16 protein-coding genes are annotated in these 15316 nt (G+C 45.7%); 10 read left to right on the top strand and 6 right to left on the bottom strand.

Annotated elements, in window-relative coordinates; all coding sequences use genetic code 11:
• Positions 1-32: 32 nt before the first annotated feature.
• The 3 genes from gldE to mutY all read right to left on the bottom strand — a co-directional run bounded on the left by gldE (position 33) and on the right by mutY (position 3165).
• Positions 33-1394 (bottom strand): gliding motility-associated protein GldE, encoded by a 1362-nt coding sequence (gene gldE, locus KVT36_RS07210; protein ID WP_254639881.1) that lies wholly within the window; start codon positions 1392-1394, stop codon positions 33-35.
• 153 nt (positions 1395-1547) lie between these two features.
• Complete coding sequence (locus KVT36_RS07205; RefSeq protein WP_089907311.1) at positions 1548-2003, bottom strand: single-stranded DNA-binding protein; 456 nt, start codon at positions 2001-2003, stop codon at positions 1548-1550.
• 97 nt (positions 2004-2100) lie between these two features.
• A complete protein-coding gene (gene mutY, locus KVT36_RS07200; RefSeq protein ID WP_217602813.1) occupies positions 2101-3165 on the bottom strand; it encodes an A/G-specific adenine glycosylase in 1065 nt (354 codons plus the stop codon).
• 385 nt (positions 3166-3550) lie between these two features.
• On the opposite strand from mutY, the gene KVT36_RS07195 reads away from it, so the two are divergent.
• The 3 genes from KVT36_RS07195 (at position 3551) to KVT36_RS07185 (ending at position 6745) form a co-directional block, all read left to right on the top strand.
• Positions 3551-3838, top strand: coding sequence for an HU family DNA-binding protein (locus KVT36_RS07195; protein ID WP_029464490.1), 288 nt, complete (start codon positions 3551-3553; stop codon positions 3836-3838).
• Positions 3839-3862: 24 nt separating this feature from the next.
• A complete protein-coding gene (locus KVT36_RS07190; protein ID WP_217602812.1) occupies positions 3863-4711 on the top strand; it encodes a tetratricopeptide repeat protein in 849 nt (282 codons plus the stop codon).
• A 483-nt stretch (positions 4712-5194) separates the two neighbouring features.
• A complete protein-coding gene (locus KVT36_RS07185; RefSeq protein ID WP_217602811.1) occupies positions 5195-6745 on the top strand; it encodes an Rne/Rng family ribonuclease in 1551 nt (516 codons plus the stop codon).
• A gap of 91 nt (positions 6746-6836) precedes the next feature.
• Here the strand turns inward: KVT36_RS07185 and KVT36_RS07180 are convergent, their stop codons facing one another.
• Positions 6837-7163: a cupin domain-containing protein gene (locus KVT36_RS07180; protein WP_217602810.1), complete on the bottom strand. Its 327-nt coding sequence runs from the start codon at positions 7161-7163 to the stop codon at positions 6837-6839.
• A gap of 151 nt (positions 7164-7314) precedes the next feature.
• On the opposite strand from KVT36_RS07180, the gene KVT36_RS07175 reads away from it, so the two are divergent.
• Positions 7315-8970: a murein L,D-transpeptidase gene (locus tag KVT36_RS07175; protein WP_217602809.1), complete on the top strand. Its 1656-nt coding sequence runs from the start codon at positions 7315-7317 to the stop codon at positions 8968-8970.
• A gap of 131 nt (positions 8971-9101) precedes the next feature.
• Here the strand turns inward: KVT36_RS07175 and KVT36_RS07170 are convergent, their stop codons facing one another.
• Positions 9102-9482, bottom strand: a complete 381-nt coding sequence (locus KVT36_RS07170) for a RidA family protein (protein ID WP_217602808.1) — start codon at positions 9480-9482, stop codon at positions 9102-9104.
• A gap of 121 nt (positions 9483-9603) precedes the next feature.
• Between KVT36_RS07170 and KVT36_RS07165 the strand changes: the two genes are divergently transcribed.
• The 6 genes from KVT36_RS07165 to KVT36_RS07140 all read left to right on the top strand — a co-directional run bounded on the left by KVT36_RS07165 (position 9604) and on the right by KVT36_RS07140 (position 14453).
• Positions 9604-10266 (top strand): 3-hydroxyacyl-CoA dehydrogenase family protein, encoded by a 663-nt coding sequence (locus KVT36_RS07165; protein ID WP_217602807.1) that lies wholly within the window; start codon positions 9604-9606, stop codon positions 10264-10266.
• A 5-nt stretch (positions 10267-10271) separates the two neighbouring features.
• Positions 10272-10949, top strand: a complete 678-nt coding sequence (gene tsaB / locus KVT36_RS07160) for a tRNA (adenosine(37)-N6)-threonylcarbamoyltransferase complex dimerization subunit type 1 TsaB (RefSeq protein WP_217602806.1) — start codon at positions 10272-10274, stop codon at positions 10947-10949.
• A 310-nt stretch (positions 10950-11259) separates the two neighbouring features.
• Positions 11260-11619 (top strand): helix-turn-helix transcriptional regulator, encoded by a 360-nt coding sequence (locus tag KVT36_RS07155; protein WP_073084462.1) that lies wholly within the window; start codon positions 11260-11262, stop codon positions 11617-11619.
• A gap of 181 nt (positions 11620-11800) precedes the next feature.
• Positions 11801-13222, top strand: coding sequence for a rhodanese-like domain-containing protein (locus KVT36_RS07150; RefSeq protein WP_368670004.1), 1422 nt, complete (start codon positions 11801-11803; stop codon positions 13220-13222).
• A gap of 348 nt (positions 13223-13570) precedes the next feature.
• Positions 13571-14050 carry a BON domain-containing protein gene (locus KVT36_RS07145; protein WP_217602805.1) on the top strand — a complete coding sequence of 160 codons (480 nt, stop codon included), beginning with the start codon at positions 13571-13573 and terminating at the stop codon, positions 14048-14050.
• 19 nt (positions 14051-14069) lie between these two features.
• Positions 14070-14453: a LysM peptidoglycan-binding domain-containing protein gene (locus KVT36_RS07140; protein ID WP_217602804.1), complete on the top strand. Its 384-nt coding sequence runs from the start codon at positions 14070-14072 to the stop codon at positions 14451-14453.
• Here the strand turns inward: KVT36_RS07140 and KVT36_RS07135 are convergent.
• Entirely contained in the window at positions 14450-15310 is an 861-nt protein-coding gene (locus tag KVT36_RS07135) for a lysophospholipid acyltransferase family protein (RefSeq protein WP_217602803.1), read from the bottom strand. The genes KVT36_RS07140 and KVT36_RS07135 overlap by 4 nt on opposite strands.
• Positions 15311-15316: the final 6 nt, after the last annotated feature.

Here is a 15316-nt window from a genome sequence, read left to right as displayed (position 1 = left end):
TTACAGCGGTTGGAATAGTTGAAAACAGCAGGTTAGCCGGCGGCTACACCTTCATCCTGACGAATGGTTACCTGTACTTTCTGTATGCGCATTTTGCTTACTTCCAGTACGGTAAAGTCAAAGCTGTTGTAATTAATAACGCTGTTCTCTTCCGGAAATTTGCCGGCCAGCTCTAATATCAGCCCGCCAATGGAATCGCTTTCGCCTTTTACATGTTCAAAAGTATCGGGCGGCACGTTCATAATGCGGCAAACATCGTTCAGCATGGTCTTTCCTTCAAACACATAGGTGAAGTTATCTACTTTGCTATAGTTAAATTCTTCCTCGTCAAATTCATCCTTAATATCGCCGATCACTTCCTCCATGATATCTTCCAGGGTTACAATACCGCTGGTGCCGCCAAATTCATCCACCACTACGGCAAAGTGCATACGCCGGGTCTGGAATTCTGTCAGCAGGTCCTCTATCAGCTTGTGGCCATGCACAAAAAAAGGCTGGCGCATTACCTCATGCCAGTCAAAACCAATGGCTTTGCCAAGGTGGGGCAGCAGGTCCTTGGTGTGAATAACACCTACAATATTATCCAGGTTGCCTTTATATACCGGCAGGCGGGAGTAGTGCAGGTCTGCCACCTGTTTGGCTATCTGTTCAAAAGAGCTGTCATATTCAATACCGGAAACATCCAGGCGGGTACGCATGATCTGTTTCACCGTGATGTTGCCGAATTTGAGAATGCCTTTCAGAATATTCTTTTCCTCCTGGGAGGTGGTAGGGTCTACGCTCAGCTCAATGGCTTCATCTATTTCCTGGTAATTAACGGCGCCGCCGCTTAAACGGTGAAACAGGCGGCCTTCTATGCTGGCGCTCATATCTACAAAAAAATCACTTACCGGCTCCAGCGTAGCATGTATAATGCTTACAAACCAGGCAAAGTAAGTGGCAAAGCGAATGTTGTTCTGCGCCGCCCATACACGGGGCAGCACCTGCCCAAAGAACAGGAGTATAAAAGAGATCACTGCTATCCGTACTACCAGGGAAACTACCGGCAGGGTTTGCAGGTCTTCCATTTGGGTGATCAGGTAGTTGGTGACCATTATAAAGGCAATGGCCAGTAAAATGCCGGCTATTTGTAAAGATGCCAGTAATGATTTGGGCTTTTCCAGCAGCTTGGTAATGAGCTTGCCGCTGGTGTTCTGCCTGGTTTTCAATACGTTCAGATCCTTGTAGTTGAGCGTAAAAAAGGCAACCTCAGCACCGGAAACTATAAAGGCCAGTAATAATAATATGAATATTACCAAAAGGTATATAACCACGTTGGGCGTGGCAATAGGGGGCGCTGCAGCCTGTAGCAGCAAAGGCGTGCCGGAAAAAATGCTTGCCGAATGGAACTCCAAAATATGTTCAACTTTAGGTCAAAAATAAGGGGAAAGTAGACCCGTTGTTCATTGCGGATTGCTTTCCCTTATGCAAATATAAGGTAATGTCCCAATTGGGACGGTTATAAAAATACGTAATATTTTTCATGGATAATGGAGTGAAGCCCAATTTTAGAAGGGCAGATCGTCTGCCGGTTCACTCATGGAAGGAGGTATTTCCATGTTGGGGAAATTTTCGCCGGTGGAACTTCCGGTGTTGCTATGGTGGATGGCATGCTCGGCATTATTCAGGTCCATGCGTTTGTCCAGCATAACCAGGTTATCGCCCACTACCTCTGTAGCAAATTTCTTGTTGCCTTCCTTATCTTCCCAGCTGCGGGTACGGAGACGTCCCTCAATATATACCAAACTGCCTTTGTGCAGGTACTTTTGTGCCAGTTCCGCTAATCCGCGCCATAAAACCACCGTATGCCACTCTGTTTGCGAAATGAGCTTCCCAGCCCTGTCCTTAAAAGTTTCAGTCGTAGCGAGAGAGAATTTAGCTACCGCAATATTGCCTTCCAAAAATTGTACATCCGGATCCCTACCTAAGTTGCCAATCAGGATTACTTTATTAACACCTCTCATAGTTGTAGGATTTAATCTATTGATGAAATGTTCTTCTATAAACAACCTCTTTAAAGTTAATGTTTTTTTCCAATCGGCGGATAAATTTTTATAAGTGCTAAAACAATCCCAGCGACTTATTCTGCAGAAAATCCGTGATGGTTTTCGGGAAGGCATAGCTGTTCAGCCGGGCTCGGGGAACGGCCATGTAGTGCGCCAGCTCAGGGGCTTTGGCCGCTGTTAGTAAAATGAACTGGCTGTAAATGGTTTGGTGTGTTAGCTGCTGTTTGAATGCAGGGGATATACCCTGCACAGTGTATGGTATGTTGCGCATCACCTCCTTAAAAGCGGTATATGCTTCCAGCTCATTTGCGTTTACAGGCCCCGGCATTTCTATTAATATGAACTCGTGCAGGTTTTGCCATATATCATTCTCCGTACGTTTACGGATATACAGCTGGTCTTTATATTCCAGCACTATATAATAGAAGTATCTTTTCTTAATGACCAGCTTTTTGGTCTTTGCCGGCAGCTGCGTTACCAGCTGTTGTTTGAAAGCCACACATTTATCAGATAAAGGACATTGGTGGCAGGCCGGCTGCTGGGGCTTACATACTACAGCCCCAAAGTCCATAATGCTTTGATTATAAACGGCTGACTGGTTAGCAGGCAGCAACGACTGGGCCAGCGCGGAAAACTCTTTTTTACCGGCCGTACTATCCACCGGGGTATGAATGCCAAAGTAACGGGCCAGCACACGGAACACATTGCCATCCAGCACAGCATGCGGGCTGTTAAAGGCAAAAGAGGCAATAGCGGCAGCGGTGTAGGGGCCTATGCCTTTCAGGGTTTGTATTTGTTCGTGAGTATCAGGGTATTGTCCCTGGAAAGTATCTACGATCTGTCGGGCGGCGGCCAGCATATTCTTACAGCGGGCATAATAACCCAGGCCCTGCCACATACGGAACACTTCCTCCTCCGGGGCGGCAGCCAGGTGCTGCACGGTAGGGTAGGCCGTGGTGAACTGCTCGTAGTAGGGCAGGCCCTGTTCTACGCGGGTTTGTTGTAGTATAATCTCTGATAACCAGATCTTATAGGGATCTTTAATACCTTTCCAGGGCATGGTGCGGGTGTTTTGTTCCCGGTTCCAGGCCAGCAGCAGCTCCGTAAAAAACTTTTTCATGCGCTGCAAATATAGAAGTTGCGGTGCTAATGTACTGATATGCTGTAGGAGGGATATTAAATATTTATTCAGGATTTAGCTAAAAAGCATAAAAAAAATAATCTGATATGAATATTATTTTTTGTATATTCGTTACTCAATGGTTTTGTGAAATTTTGATTTATGGGGTGGTAACCATTGGAAAGCATGGAGCACACGCATCTGGTCCATTTCCCACAGGGGCTTTTTGCAGGGTCTTTGAGCAGTGAAACGCATCAAAATAAGCAGGTTATACGATTGGAAATAATTAGTATAAAGAAAAAAGATAAAATTTATCTCGCTTAAAATCAGTAATTATAATTTTTTTATATATTTTTGAGACATTAAGTAATCCTCCGCTTCAATTATGAGAAAAGCTGACTTGATAAACAACATTGCTGAAAAAACCGGCATCCCCAAAGTAGATGTGTTAGTGACACTCGAGGCTATGTTTAAGGAGGTAAAAGAAGCGCTTGCTAATGGCGAGCACATTTACATCCGGGGTTTTGGTAGTTTCATCACTAAGAAGAGAGCCGCCAAGATTGGCCGTAACATTAAAAAGAATGTGGCTGTGGAGATCCCAGAGCACTACATTCCAGCCTTTAAGCCGTCGAAAGAATTTGTTGCTGAAGTAAAGAAGCTTAAAAGTTCTTAATTTTGCAGCCTAATTCATTTAGGCATGCAAAAATCACAAGTTCTCCTGGTAGGTACTGCTGTAGCATTACTCGTTGTATTGCTGGCATTTGGCCGTACCCTGCCCCGGCCTGATAAGAATGCAATGCCAACTGTCACACGCCCCATGGGCGGCAACGGACAGGAAGTAAAACCCATCTCATTCAGTGAGCTGCTCGCATCTGCCAAGCAAAAGGTCCCTGCTGAAAAGCTATTGCTGATCAATTCCTGGGAGAATAAAGTGGTCAGAGGCGATGTGAAGAACCAACAAATAGCCGCTTACAAACAACTCTATTCCGCCTGGGATAGCCTAAACCAATTGCCTGTAGCCGCGTACTACTTAGGCCAGGCAGCCAAGTTGGAAAATTCCGAAAAAAGCCTCACCTTTGCAGCCAATTTATTTTTGGAGCACCTGCAGCATGCCCAAGAGCCCGGCGTAATGAAATGGGAGGCCCAGGAGGCCATTACGTTATTGGATCAGGCCATTACCCTGAATCCCGCAAACGATTCCCTGAAGATCAAACAGGCACTGGTGTATATGAACACCGGAGATCCTATGGTTGGCGTTCAGAAGCTAAGGGCGCTGGTAGCAGAACATCCTGATAATATAGAGGCCCAGGTAACACTGGCTAACCTTGCTATTACATCAGGGCAGTACGACAAAGCAATTGAGCGAATGGAAACATTGCTCCAAACGCATCCGGATGAAGCCAAAGCCTATTTTGTGCTGGCAGAAGCTTACCGGGGCAAAGGAGATGTGAAGAAAGCGGTGACCTTGTTTCAGAAATGCAAGGAATTACTAAAAGATCCGGAACTCAAGGCAGAAATAGACGGTTATATTAAAAGCATTCAATAATATTCTATTATTAAACATTTAAAAACTTATTAAAGTATGCCTTGCGGTAAGAAAAGAAAAAGACATAAAATAGCCACACATAAGCGTAAGAAAAGGTTAAGAAAGAACCGGCATAAGAAAAATAAGAAATAAGTATTTCTCCTGTTTCCCGCCATTTATACTTAAACAGGTATATGGCTGACGCGTGATCGCATATTTTCTTTATATAGCCTGCATGATCCCGGCAATGATTATTTAATTGTGAATTGCTCTCAATTTATTAAATTGCCGATGTCATGCAGGTAATTTCCCTAGATCCCGCAACAGCATTCCCGGATATCACCTGCAGATCACTAAACCCTTAAGCAATCCATCATCACGTATGTGACGAAAATGCTGATTGTGTTATACAGTTGGCGATTTTTTGGTATGCAGTTAGTTGTACCACCAACAACAGGCATTCCCAATTTTAGGTGAAGTTATAATGGTAAAAATTTTGGACGCTTGAATAAGGAACTTATTATAAATGCGGCACCCACCGGTGTGGAGATAGCGTTGCTGGAGGATAAGAAGTTAGTGGAGCTGCATCATGAAAGCGGCAATCCCAATTTTGCAGTCGGGGACTTGTACCTGGGAAAAGTTAAAAAACTCATCCCGGGCCTCAATGCAGCTTTTGTAGATGTAGGCTTCGAAAAGGATGCCTTTCTACATTATACGGATCTTAGTCCCTATATACGTTCTATCCTTAAATTCACCCAGCAGGCTGTCAACGATAAATCCCCTGAAGGATTTGACTTTACGAAGTTTAAGAATGAACCGGAAATTGTAAAAACCGGTAAGATCACTGATGTGTTAGGCGGTAAGCCCAACATACTTGTTCAGATATTAAAGGAGCCCATCTCTTCAAAAGGCCCGCGCCTGAGCTGCGAGATCTCTCTTCCAGGAAGATTTATTGTGTTAACACCCTTTAATGATATTGTAGCCGTATCTAAAAAGATACACTCTTCCGAAGAAAGAAAACGCCTGCAGAAAATTGTAGAAGCTATTAAAACGCCCAACTTTGGCGTAATAGTGCGTACCGCAGCTGAAGGCAAGAAAACAGCAGAACTGCATGAGGACCTGACCACCCTGGTAGAAACCTGGAAGAATATACAGGCTAACCTGCGTGGTGCACAGCCCCCGCAGAAAATACTGAGCGAACAGACAAAAACCACCAGCATACTGCGCGACCTGCTGAACGAGAGCTTTAACCGTATAGTTATTAACGATAAGAACATCTACTCCGATACCAGGGCCTATATTCAAAAAATAGCCCCGGAAAAGCAGGACATTGTTACTTACTACCATAACGGCGCACCCATATTTGATCACTTTGGCATTACCCGCCAGGTGAAAGCCTCTTTTGGTAAAACGGTGAACCTGGACAGTGGCGTGTACCTTATTATTGAGGCTACGGAAGCGCTGCACGTGATAGATGTGAACAGCGGTTACAAAAGCTCCAGCAACAACCAGGAGCAGAACGCCCTGGCCAGCAACCTGGAAGCAGCCGCTGAAATAGCCCGCCAGCTGCGCCTCCGCGACCTGGGTGGTATTATTATCATTGACTTCATTGATATGAAGCTGCCGGAGAATAAGAAGGTGGTATATGAAGCTATGGAGAAATTCATGGCCCAGGACCGTGCCAAGCACACCATTCTGCCTATCTCCAAATTCGGCTTAATGCAGATCACCCGCCAAAGGGTAAAACCGGAAGTAACAATTTCTGTTGCGGAAGATTGCCCGGCTTGTAAAGGCACCGGCAAAATAGGCGCCTCTGTATTAATTATAGATGATATAGAAAAGAACCTGCACTACCTGATCAACCATCAGCATAAGGGTTTAACCATCCGCGTGCACCCCATCTTATTTGCCTTTCTTACCAAAGGCTTCCTGAAGAGCAAACAATGGAAATGGTACTTCCAGTTTAAGAAATGGATCCGGATCAAGGCGGATACTAACTACCACCTGACAGAATACCGCTTCTTTGATGCAAGCGACGAAGAGATAAAATTATAATGTGCAAATATGCAGCTATGCGAATGTGCAAATGGAGCTCCATTTGCACATTTTCATTTTAGTACGTTACTGATCACAGGCCCCACTCCCCTTATCTATAATCCTCCCTTACCGGGCAAAACGTATCAATGATCTTACAGGTAGTAATAGCTTTGCCACCGTGCAGGGTATTAGGGGGTATCAGCAGCGTATCACCCTGGTTAAGGGTGTACACGTTATCACCCAGCTGCATTTCAAAGGTACCTTCCGCAATGTAGGTGATCTGCTCATGCATATGCTGGTGTATGGGCGATATAGAACCTTCCGTAATTTCCCAGAAAGCCAGCGTACTTTTTTCCCCGTGTACAAAACGGCCTGTGTGCCCGGGTACGGTAAGGCGCCCGGGAATGTCTTTTACAGATTTAGGTGCAGGTAACATGGGTCAAACTTATTTAGGTGAAAATTGTTTTAAAAATAACCGGATACCGGGATTTTACCAAACCGGCAAATTACCGGGTACGTATATTTGCGTATAGTGATCATTTCCTTTAACACAGTTTGTTACGGACGTTTTAAATCCACTCACGCTTATGCAGGTACGAAATTTACTCTTTTGGCCGGGTATTGTATTGATATTATGGATCAGCGCCTGCCGGCAGTCCGGCGTAAAGGGGCCGCTGGGGCGCGATTCCACCCACTATACCGGGCAGGAGTACCTGGACCGTATGCTGGATAGCAATACCCTGCAGGGATTTTTAAAAGCAGATTCTGCTTACCATGCCTATAGTGATCAGATCCAAAACTTTTACCGGAAGCGGAGCTACCACTACGCCTGGATCTCTAATGAAGGCCGCTTAACAGAGCAGGCAGGTAACTTCCTGAACATGATCAGTAATGATGAACCGGCAGGTACACCAGACAGTAAGATCGTAAACCCTGCGCTTAGAAAATTATATGATAAGGTAACAGAGGACAGCAGCCGTGTAGCCGCCCGTGATATTACCACGCTGGAAATGATGCTCACCGGCCAGTTCTTTGCCTACGGCAATAAAGAATGGGCCGGCATGACAGCGGATACGGCCAAAGACCTGGAATGGTTCATACCCCGTAAAAAGCTGGACATTGAAACCCTGCTGGATTCTTTGGTGCAGGAGCCCAACAATACGTTTGAAGAGCCGGTGAACCGCTATTATATTACCCTGCGCAGCGCATTGAAAAAACTGGTGGCGATGGAGGAACATACCCACTGGGATTCTATTCATGCAGATAAAAAACTATATAAAAAGGGCGATTCCGCAGCAGTGGTCAGCGTAGTAAAGAACCGTTTATATGCCTGGGGCGATCTGAAAGCGCCGGATACCAGCGCACTTTTTACCCCGGCACTGGATACGGCTATACGAAAATTCCAGGAGCGCATGGGGCTTGCTGTGAACGGTACTATACAGCAACCTGTGCTGAATGCGCTGAATGTATCCCTGCAGCAACGTATTCAGCAGATCTTGCTGAACATGGAGCGTATGCGCTGGATCCCCGTAGATCCCGGTAAGGAATACCTGCTGGTAAATATACCGGCATTTAAATTATACGCCTATGAGAACGGGCAGCTGGCCTGGAGCTGTAATGTAGTAGTAGGCAAGCCCGGCGCCAGTACAGTTATTTTTACACGCCCTATGCAGTTCATTGTTTTTAGCCCGTACTGGAATGTAACGCCCAGCATAATAGCGCATGAAATATTGCCGGCCATAAAACGTAACCCCGGTTACCTGGCGCGCCAGAATATGGAAGTAGTAGGCGCCAGCGGTAAAGAGATCCCTGCAGGCAGCATTAGCTGGGGTAAATACAGCGGGAACAATTTCCCCTACATCATCCGGCAAAAGCCCGGTGGCGCCAATGCCCTGGGTAAGGTAAAGTTCCTGTTCCCCAATGAGTATAATATTTACTTACATGATACGCCCTCCCGCCATTTGTTCGGGGAAACCAAACGTTCCTTCAGCCATGGCTGTATCAGGGTAGGGGAGCCGCAGCACCTGGCAGAGTGGCTGCTGCGTAATGATCTGGCGTGGACAAAAGATAAGATCGTGAAAGCCATGAATGCGGCTAAGGAGCAATACGTACCCCTGAAAAATAAGATCCCGGTATTTATTGGCTATTTCACAGCCTATGTTGACAGCCAGGGCCAGCTAAACTTCCGCGATGATGTGTACGGGCATGATGCGAGGTTAGCCGCGCAGCTGTTTGGAAAATGAGTAGATGTGCAAATATGCAGATGTGCAGATGTGCAATTGAAAGTCTGCGAGGTGCAAATATGCAGCTGAAATTGTAAAAACTGTATCCATTTATCTGCACATTTGCATATTTGCACAACCGCACATTGGAACTATTTCGCTGCAATCACAGAGATCTCCACATTTACAGCTTTGGGTAATGCAGATACCTGTACGGTTTCGCGGGCAGGAAAATGACCGCTGAAGTATTTGCCATACACTTCATTCACCTGCGAAAAATTATTCATATCGGTAATGAAAATGGTGGCTTTCACCACATCGCTGAAATCCATATGGGCGGCGGAAAGTATATGTTTAATGTTCTGCATCACCTGGTGCGTTTCATCCATAATGTTTTCCTTTACCAGCTGGCCGGTTTCCGGGTGCAGGGCTATTTGTCCGGATACAAACAACATATTGCCCGCTTTAACGGCCTGGTTATACGGTCCTATGGGCGCAGGGGCATCCTGGGTATTAATGATCTGTTTTTCCATAGCGCAAAAATAGTAAAGAATGAATGATCAAAATTGATCAGGTGCTGCCGGCCTGTATTGCTAAAATGATTAGTTGTTTGTTTTTACCCGGAATTAGATACGTTTGCAAAAACTTTTGAACATGAACATCCTGGTAGTTGGCGATGCCGCCCGTTACGAAGAATTGCAGCAGAAAGGGCTGGGCAGCCACCGGGTACGTTGGGTACAAAATTTAGATATTGTAACTTTGCCCGGCTCATTTGATCTTGTAATAGACCTGGTGCTGGATGATGCATTGCACCATGCAGCTATTTATGCAAAAGCGGCGGCCGTGCCGGTACTGGCAGGCCTGGCAAAAACATCGCTCAGCGATCTGATGCATGCATATGCATTCAGCTATGGGTTTAATATAATAGCCTGTAACTGGCTGCCGGGTTTTATTAACCGTCCGCTTACGGAAACGGCTATACTGGATGAGGAACAAAAGCCTGTGCTGGACAGCCTGATGCAGCAGCTGGGCTGGCAGTATGCGCTGGTGCAGGATAGCGTAGGTATGGTAACGCCGCGGGTAGTGAGCATGATCATTAATGAAGCATATTACACTACAGAAACAGGCATCGCCACCCGGGAAGATATTGATACTGCTATGAAGCTGGGTACCAATTATCCGTACGGGCCATTTGAGTGGGCACAGCATATAGGTATTAAACATGTGTATGATATATTAACTGCAGTGCATACTGCTACCGGCGATGAACGGTACCGCGTATGCAGCCTGCTACAGCAGGAAGCGCAAAAACAATAACACCCTTGGCAATTATATTAAATATAGATACGGCTACGGCCACCGGCTCAGTAGCGCTGTCAAAAGATGGCGTAGTGCTGGCCATGCGTGAGAATACGCAGGAGCGGGATCATGCGGCTGTTCTTACCTTATTTATCCAGGAAATGTTACGTACGCAGAATATATTACCTGCGCAGCTGGATGCTATTGCTGTAAGCGCGGGCCCGGGCTCTTACACCGGTTTACGTGTAGGCGTGGCTACCGCTAAAGGATTGTGTTACGCCTGGAACAAACCGCTGCTGGGTATTTCTACCCTGCAAATGATGGCGCAGGGAATGATCAGCGCTACGCAGGATACGCATGCGCTGTATTGCCCGCTGCTGGACGCGCGCAGGCAGGAAGTGTACACCGCTTTGTATAATGCGCAGCTGGATGAATGTATGGCTCCGCAGGCGCTCATATTAACAGCAGATGCATTTAAAGAATGGCTGGATAAAGAGAAGATCTATTTTTTTGGAGATGGCAGCTTAAAGTGGCAGCAGCTGATGCTGCCGCATAATAATGCTGTTTTTGCATCTTATCATATCAGCGCAGCGCACATGATACCCCTGGCAGAAGCGGCTTGTCAGCAGCAACAGTTTGCAGATGTAGCCTATTTCAGCCCCTATTACCTGAAGCCGTTCTATACACCTGCTAAAGGGTGAAAAAGATCCTTTTTGCGTGTTTTTTGTCCTTTTTCAGCTCCCATTTTATGTCAATTCTAGTTTTTAGCATCTTTCTGAAGCATATTTGCCTCCTATATTCATGCTATAATGTCACAGAATTGTCAAATAACGCTATTTTAGCACATAACGCCAATTATATATGAAAAAATAAGGTATAGAAGTTTTTTTTATTGTGACAAATATTATAATTTTGTATAAATCGATACCCGGTACTGTTTTCTAACAGTTGTGGGTTGAAAACTGTCCGTTGATCCCTTTCATTTCATCATTTTTAAAAAACTATTATGCGATGGAAAAAACATTATTAACGACCTCTTCTAATACTCTTATTATTTCTAGAGGTAACAATGAAAAAGACCAAATCAAATTGGATTACATTGCCGTTAAAAAGGCAGCTATGGTATTGCGTGCAATTAATCATAAGCTGCGCCAGCAAATGATAAAGCTGCTGGAAGATCACAAGAAAATGACCGTAACAGAGATCTACGTAAAGCTTCGACTGGAGCAGTCCGTAGCCTCTCAGCACCTGGCTATTTTACGCCGGGCTGGCATTGTAATTACAGAGAGAGATGGTAAATTTATCCACTATACTATCAACAAGCAGCGCATTGCTGAAGTAGCAAAGTTTGTGGAAGAACTGGTTGGCTAATTTTAGTAAAAGTAAGAATAGCCCTTACCGGAAATTATACCGAATTGAAAAGTATCCGCCGCAATGGTGGATACTTTTTTTATATATACCCATTATCCGGAATGATCATTTTACCTTGAATGTTAAAATAAAGTAATACCCTGAAATCCCCTGTTCAGTAAACCCCCAAACCTTCGTATTTTTGCCAAAATCAAAAACCATGTTCATTAAACAGTTATATACTAATTGTTTGTCGGAAGCTGCGTACTTCATAGCTTCTGATGGAGAGGCGGCCGTTATAGATCCGGTAAGGGATATTGATGCTTACCTGGAGCTGGCCAAAGAACATAACGTAACCATTAAATATATTTTTGAAACGCACTTTCACGCTGATTTTGTTTCCGGCCATCTGGATCTGGCTGCTGCCACTAAGGCGCCCATTGTATACGGGCCTAATGCGGAAACAGGTTTCCCGGTGTATTTAGCGAAAGATGAAGAGCAGTTTAAGATCGGTAAAATAACCTTAAAGGTGCTGCACACCCCCGGCCATACTTTAGAATCATGCTGTTATTTATTGCTGGATGAAAACCAGCAGCCGCACAGCATATTTACCGGCGATACACTTTTTGTTGGAGACGTAGGCCGCCCGGACCTGTTTAGCGGTAACCTGAGTAAAGAAGAATTAGCCGGTTTACTGTTTGACTCACTGAACACTAAAATAAAAACGCTTCCGGATCATGTAACCGTGTACCCGGCGCATGGCCCTGGCTCTGCCTGCGGTAAGAACCTGGGACCGGATACCTATAGCACCATTGGCGATGAAAAAAGCGGCAACTACGCGCTGCTGGCTAATGAGAAGGATGAATTTATACAGGTGGTAACTACAGACCTTACGGCGCCACCCTCTTACTTCCCGGTAAATGCAAAGATCAATAAAGAAGGGTATGATGCCCTGCAGGCCATTATGGAAAAAAGCCTGAAGCCTTTAACCGTAGCGGATTTTAAGCGTAAGATGAAAGATGAGGTGCTGATACTGGATACCCGTAATGCCAATGAATTTGCAGAAGGATTTGTGCCCACCTCCATCAGCATAGGGCTGGAAGGCCGCTTTGCAGAATGGGCCGGCAGCCTGCTGCCCTTTGACCAGGAAATTATACTGGTTACTGCACCGGGGCAGGAAGAAGAAACGGTAGTACGCCTGGCCCGTGTAGGATTTGATAATGTAAGCGGTTACCTGGAAGGCGGTTACCAGGCCTGGGTTGATGCCGGTGAAGACCGTGACCTGATCATTAGCATAGAGCCGGATGAACTGGCCATGGATATTCCGCATGATCCTAACTTAATAGTGGTGGATGTGCGCAAACCCGCAGAGTATGCAGACGGGCACGTGAAAGATGCGCAGAACCTTACTTTGAGCGATATGGCCGATCCCGGTACTATGGCGGATTTTGATGACAATCATAACCTGTATGTACACTGTGCCGGTGGCTACCGCAGCATTATTGCCTGCTCTATATTGAAACGGGAAGGCATTCACAACCTGCGGAATGTAACAGGTGGTTTTGCCAAAATAAAGGAGGAGCAGGGAATTGAGATCGTAAAGGAAAAGAATGTATTGAATTAATGTGTTAATATGCTGATGTGCTGGTACGCATCGGCTGCAAGCAGGCCCTGACAGATGTTTAGATTTGTCAGGGTTTTTGTTGCGCATTCAATTAAACACAAACCGGCACATTAGCACATCAGCATATTAGCACATTAATTCATATCGTAAAATTAGGTTAAGCATAGCGGCGATGTGTGATCCCCGGCAATACTTATCTGTACGGTAATAGCAGCTTTTTATATGATTTACTGGATGCGGTGGTTTGTTAACAAGGCTTATTCTTTTTGCTTGATTAGCAATAACTTAAAACAAAAATTAATTGCCGGTTATCCCCTAATTCGTTAAATTCCTATAAAATACTTAACCATGAAGAAACTATTAATGGCCTGTTGCTTGCTGGCAGGCATCTTCCTTTTTGCCTGCAAACCCAATGACTCCAAACTGCAGCAGGCGGTAAATGAAAAACTGATGGCTACCCCTGGCGTTAGCGCCACCGTAAAGGATGGGGTAGTAACCCTGAATGGCGAAGTAACCGATGATACCGCCAAACAAACAGCGGAAGATGCCGCCAAAAATGTAAAAGGCGTAAAATCGGTAACGAATAATATCACCGTACAGGTGCCTGTGCCCACGCCCTCACCCGTAAGCATTAACCCCGACGACGTGTTAAAGAACACATTGGACTCCACTTACAAAGCAGCTGGTTATTCCGGTGTAACCGTTTCCGTTATGGATGGGGAAGTAACGCTGGAAGGTAAAGCAAAAAAGAGCGACCTGCGCAAGATTATGCAGGCTGCCCAGGAAGCCAAACCTAAAAAAGTGAACAACAAACTCACCTTGCAATAACCATCAAAACTTTACAGCCATGGGCTTACAGGACAAATATAAACAGCTGGTAGACCAGGCTAACAGCGCCGGTATCAGCAACCTGCAGGTAACAGAGCAGGATAATGTATTGTACATAAACGGTACCGCACCTTCTGCACAGGTAAAAGACCAGTTGTGGGATACATATGAAAAGCTGGATCCTGAAATGCGCTCTGCGGATGTGGTCATGAACATCAGCCTTGCAGAAGGAGCCGCTTCCAGTGAGCAGGTGTATGAAGTAAAATCAGGTGATAGTCTGAGCAAGATTGCCAAAAATTATCCCGGTGTAAGCTGGAAAGATATTTTTGAAGCCAATAAAGACCAGATCAAGGATCCAAACATGATACACCCGGGTCAAAAGTTGAAGATACCGGCTGTTTAATCCCCTTTCCATTCATGCTTCCAGCGTTTGTGGCTCCATACCCAAACTTCTGGCTGCTCGCGGATGTTTTTTTCCAGGAACTGTACAAATGCTTCGGTGATCTTACCCTCTGGTACTTCCAGCGGGTTTTCAAACGCGAGGCTTAGCTGTGCTTTGTAATAACCGCGCTTTACTTTCCTGATATCTGCAAATACCACCGGTATATTATTGCGGCGGGCGCTCATTTCAGGGCCTTTGTAAAAAGCGGTCATTTTATTGAGAAAGGGGAACCAGTAACAGCGGCGCGGATCGCCGGGGTTCTGATCCGCCACCAGGGCTATCAGGTATTGTTTGTGCAGCCAGGGCGCCATGGCGTTGCGGATATCATTTGCCGGCAGCAGTGTGCTGCCGGACCTTTCCCGGAAGTGCCGGAAAAACCGGTCAACCGCCTTATTGGTAATAGGCATGTACACCACCAGGAAGGGGAAACGTACGCCCTGTATACAGAACAGGTTAGCCCATTCCCAGTTAAAATTATGGCCCAGGTGCAGCTGGCAGCTTTTACCCTGCTCATACAACTGTTGTAATACGGTAAGGTCGCAGTCAAAGCGGCGGCGCAGCTGTTTTCGACCTATGGTCAGCAGCTTGATGGTTTCCACCATCATATCCGTAAGATTGCGGTAGTATTTGCGGGTAAGCTGTTTTATTTCCTTTGGGCTTTTATCCGGGAAAGCCTGTACCAGGTTGGCATGCACTACAGCGCGGCGGTAACCGGCTATGTGGTACACTACCAGGTACAGCACATCACTTACCCCATACAGCAGCCACAGGGGCAGCAGTGAAATAGCGTAAGCAAATATCAGCAACAGGTAATACATGAGGCG

The sequence above is a fragment of the Chitinophaga sp. GbtcB8 genome (assembly GCF_019091455.1).
Classification (GTDB): Bacteria; Bacteroidota; Bacteroidia; order Chitinophagales; family Chitinophagaceae; genus Chitinophaga.
Note: the sequence above shows the minus strand (reverse complement) of the source record. Positions and strands in the feature narration are given on the sequence as shown.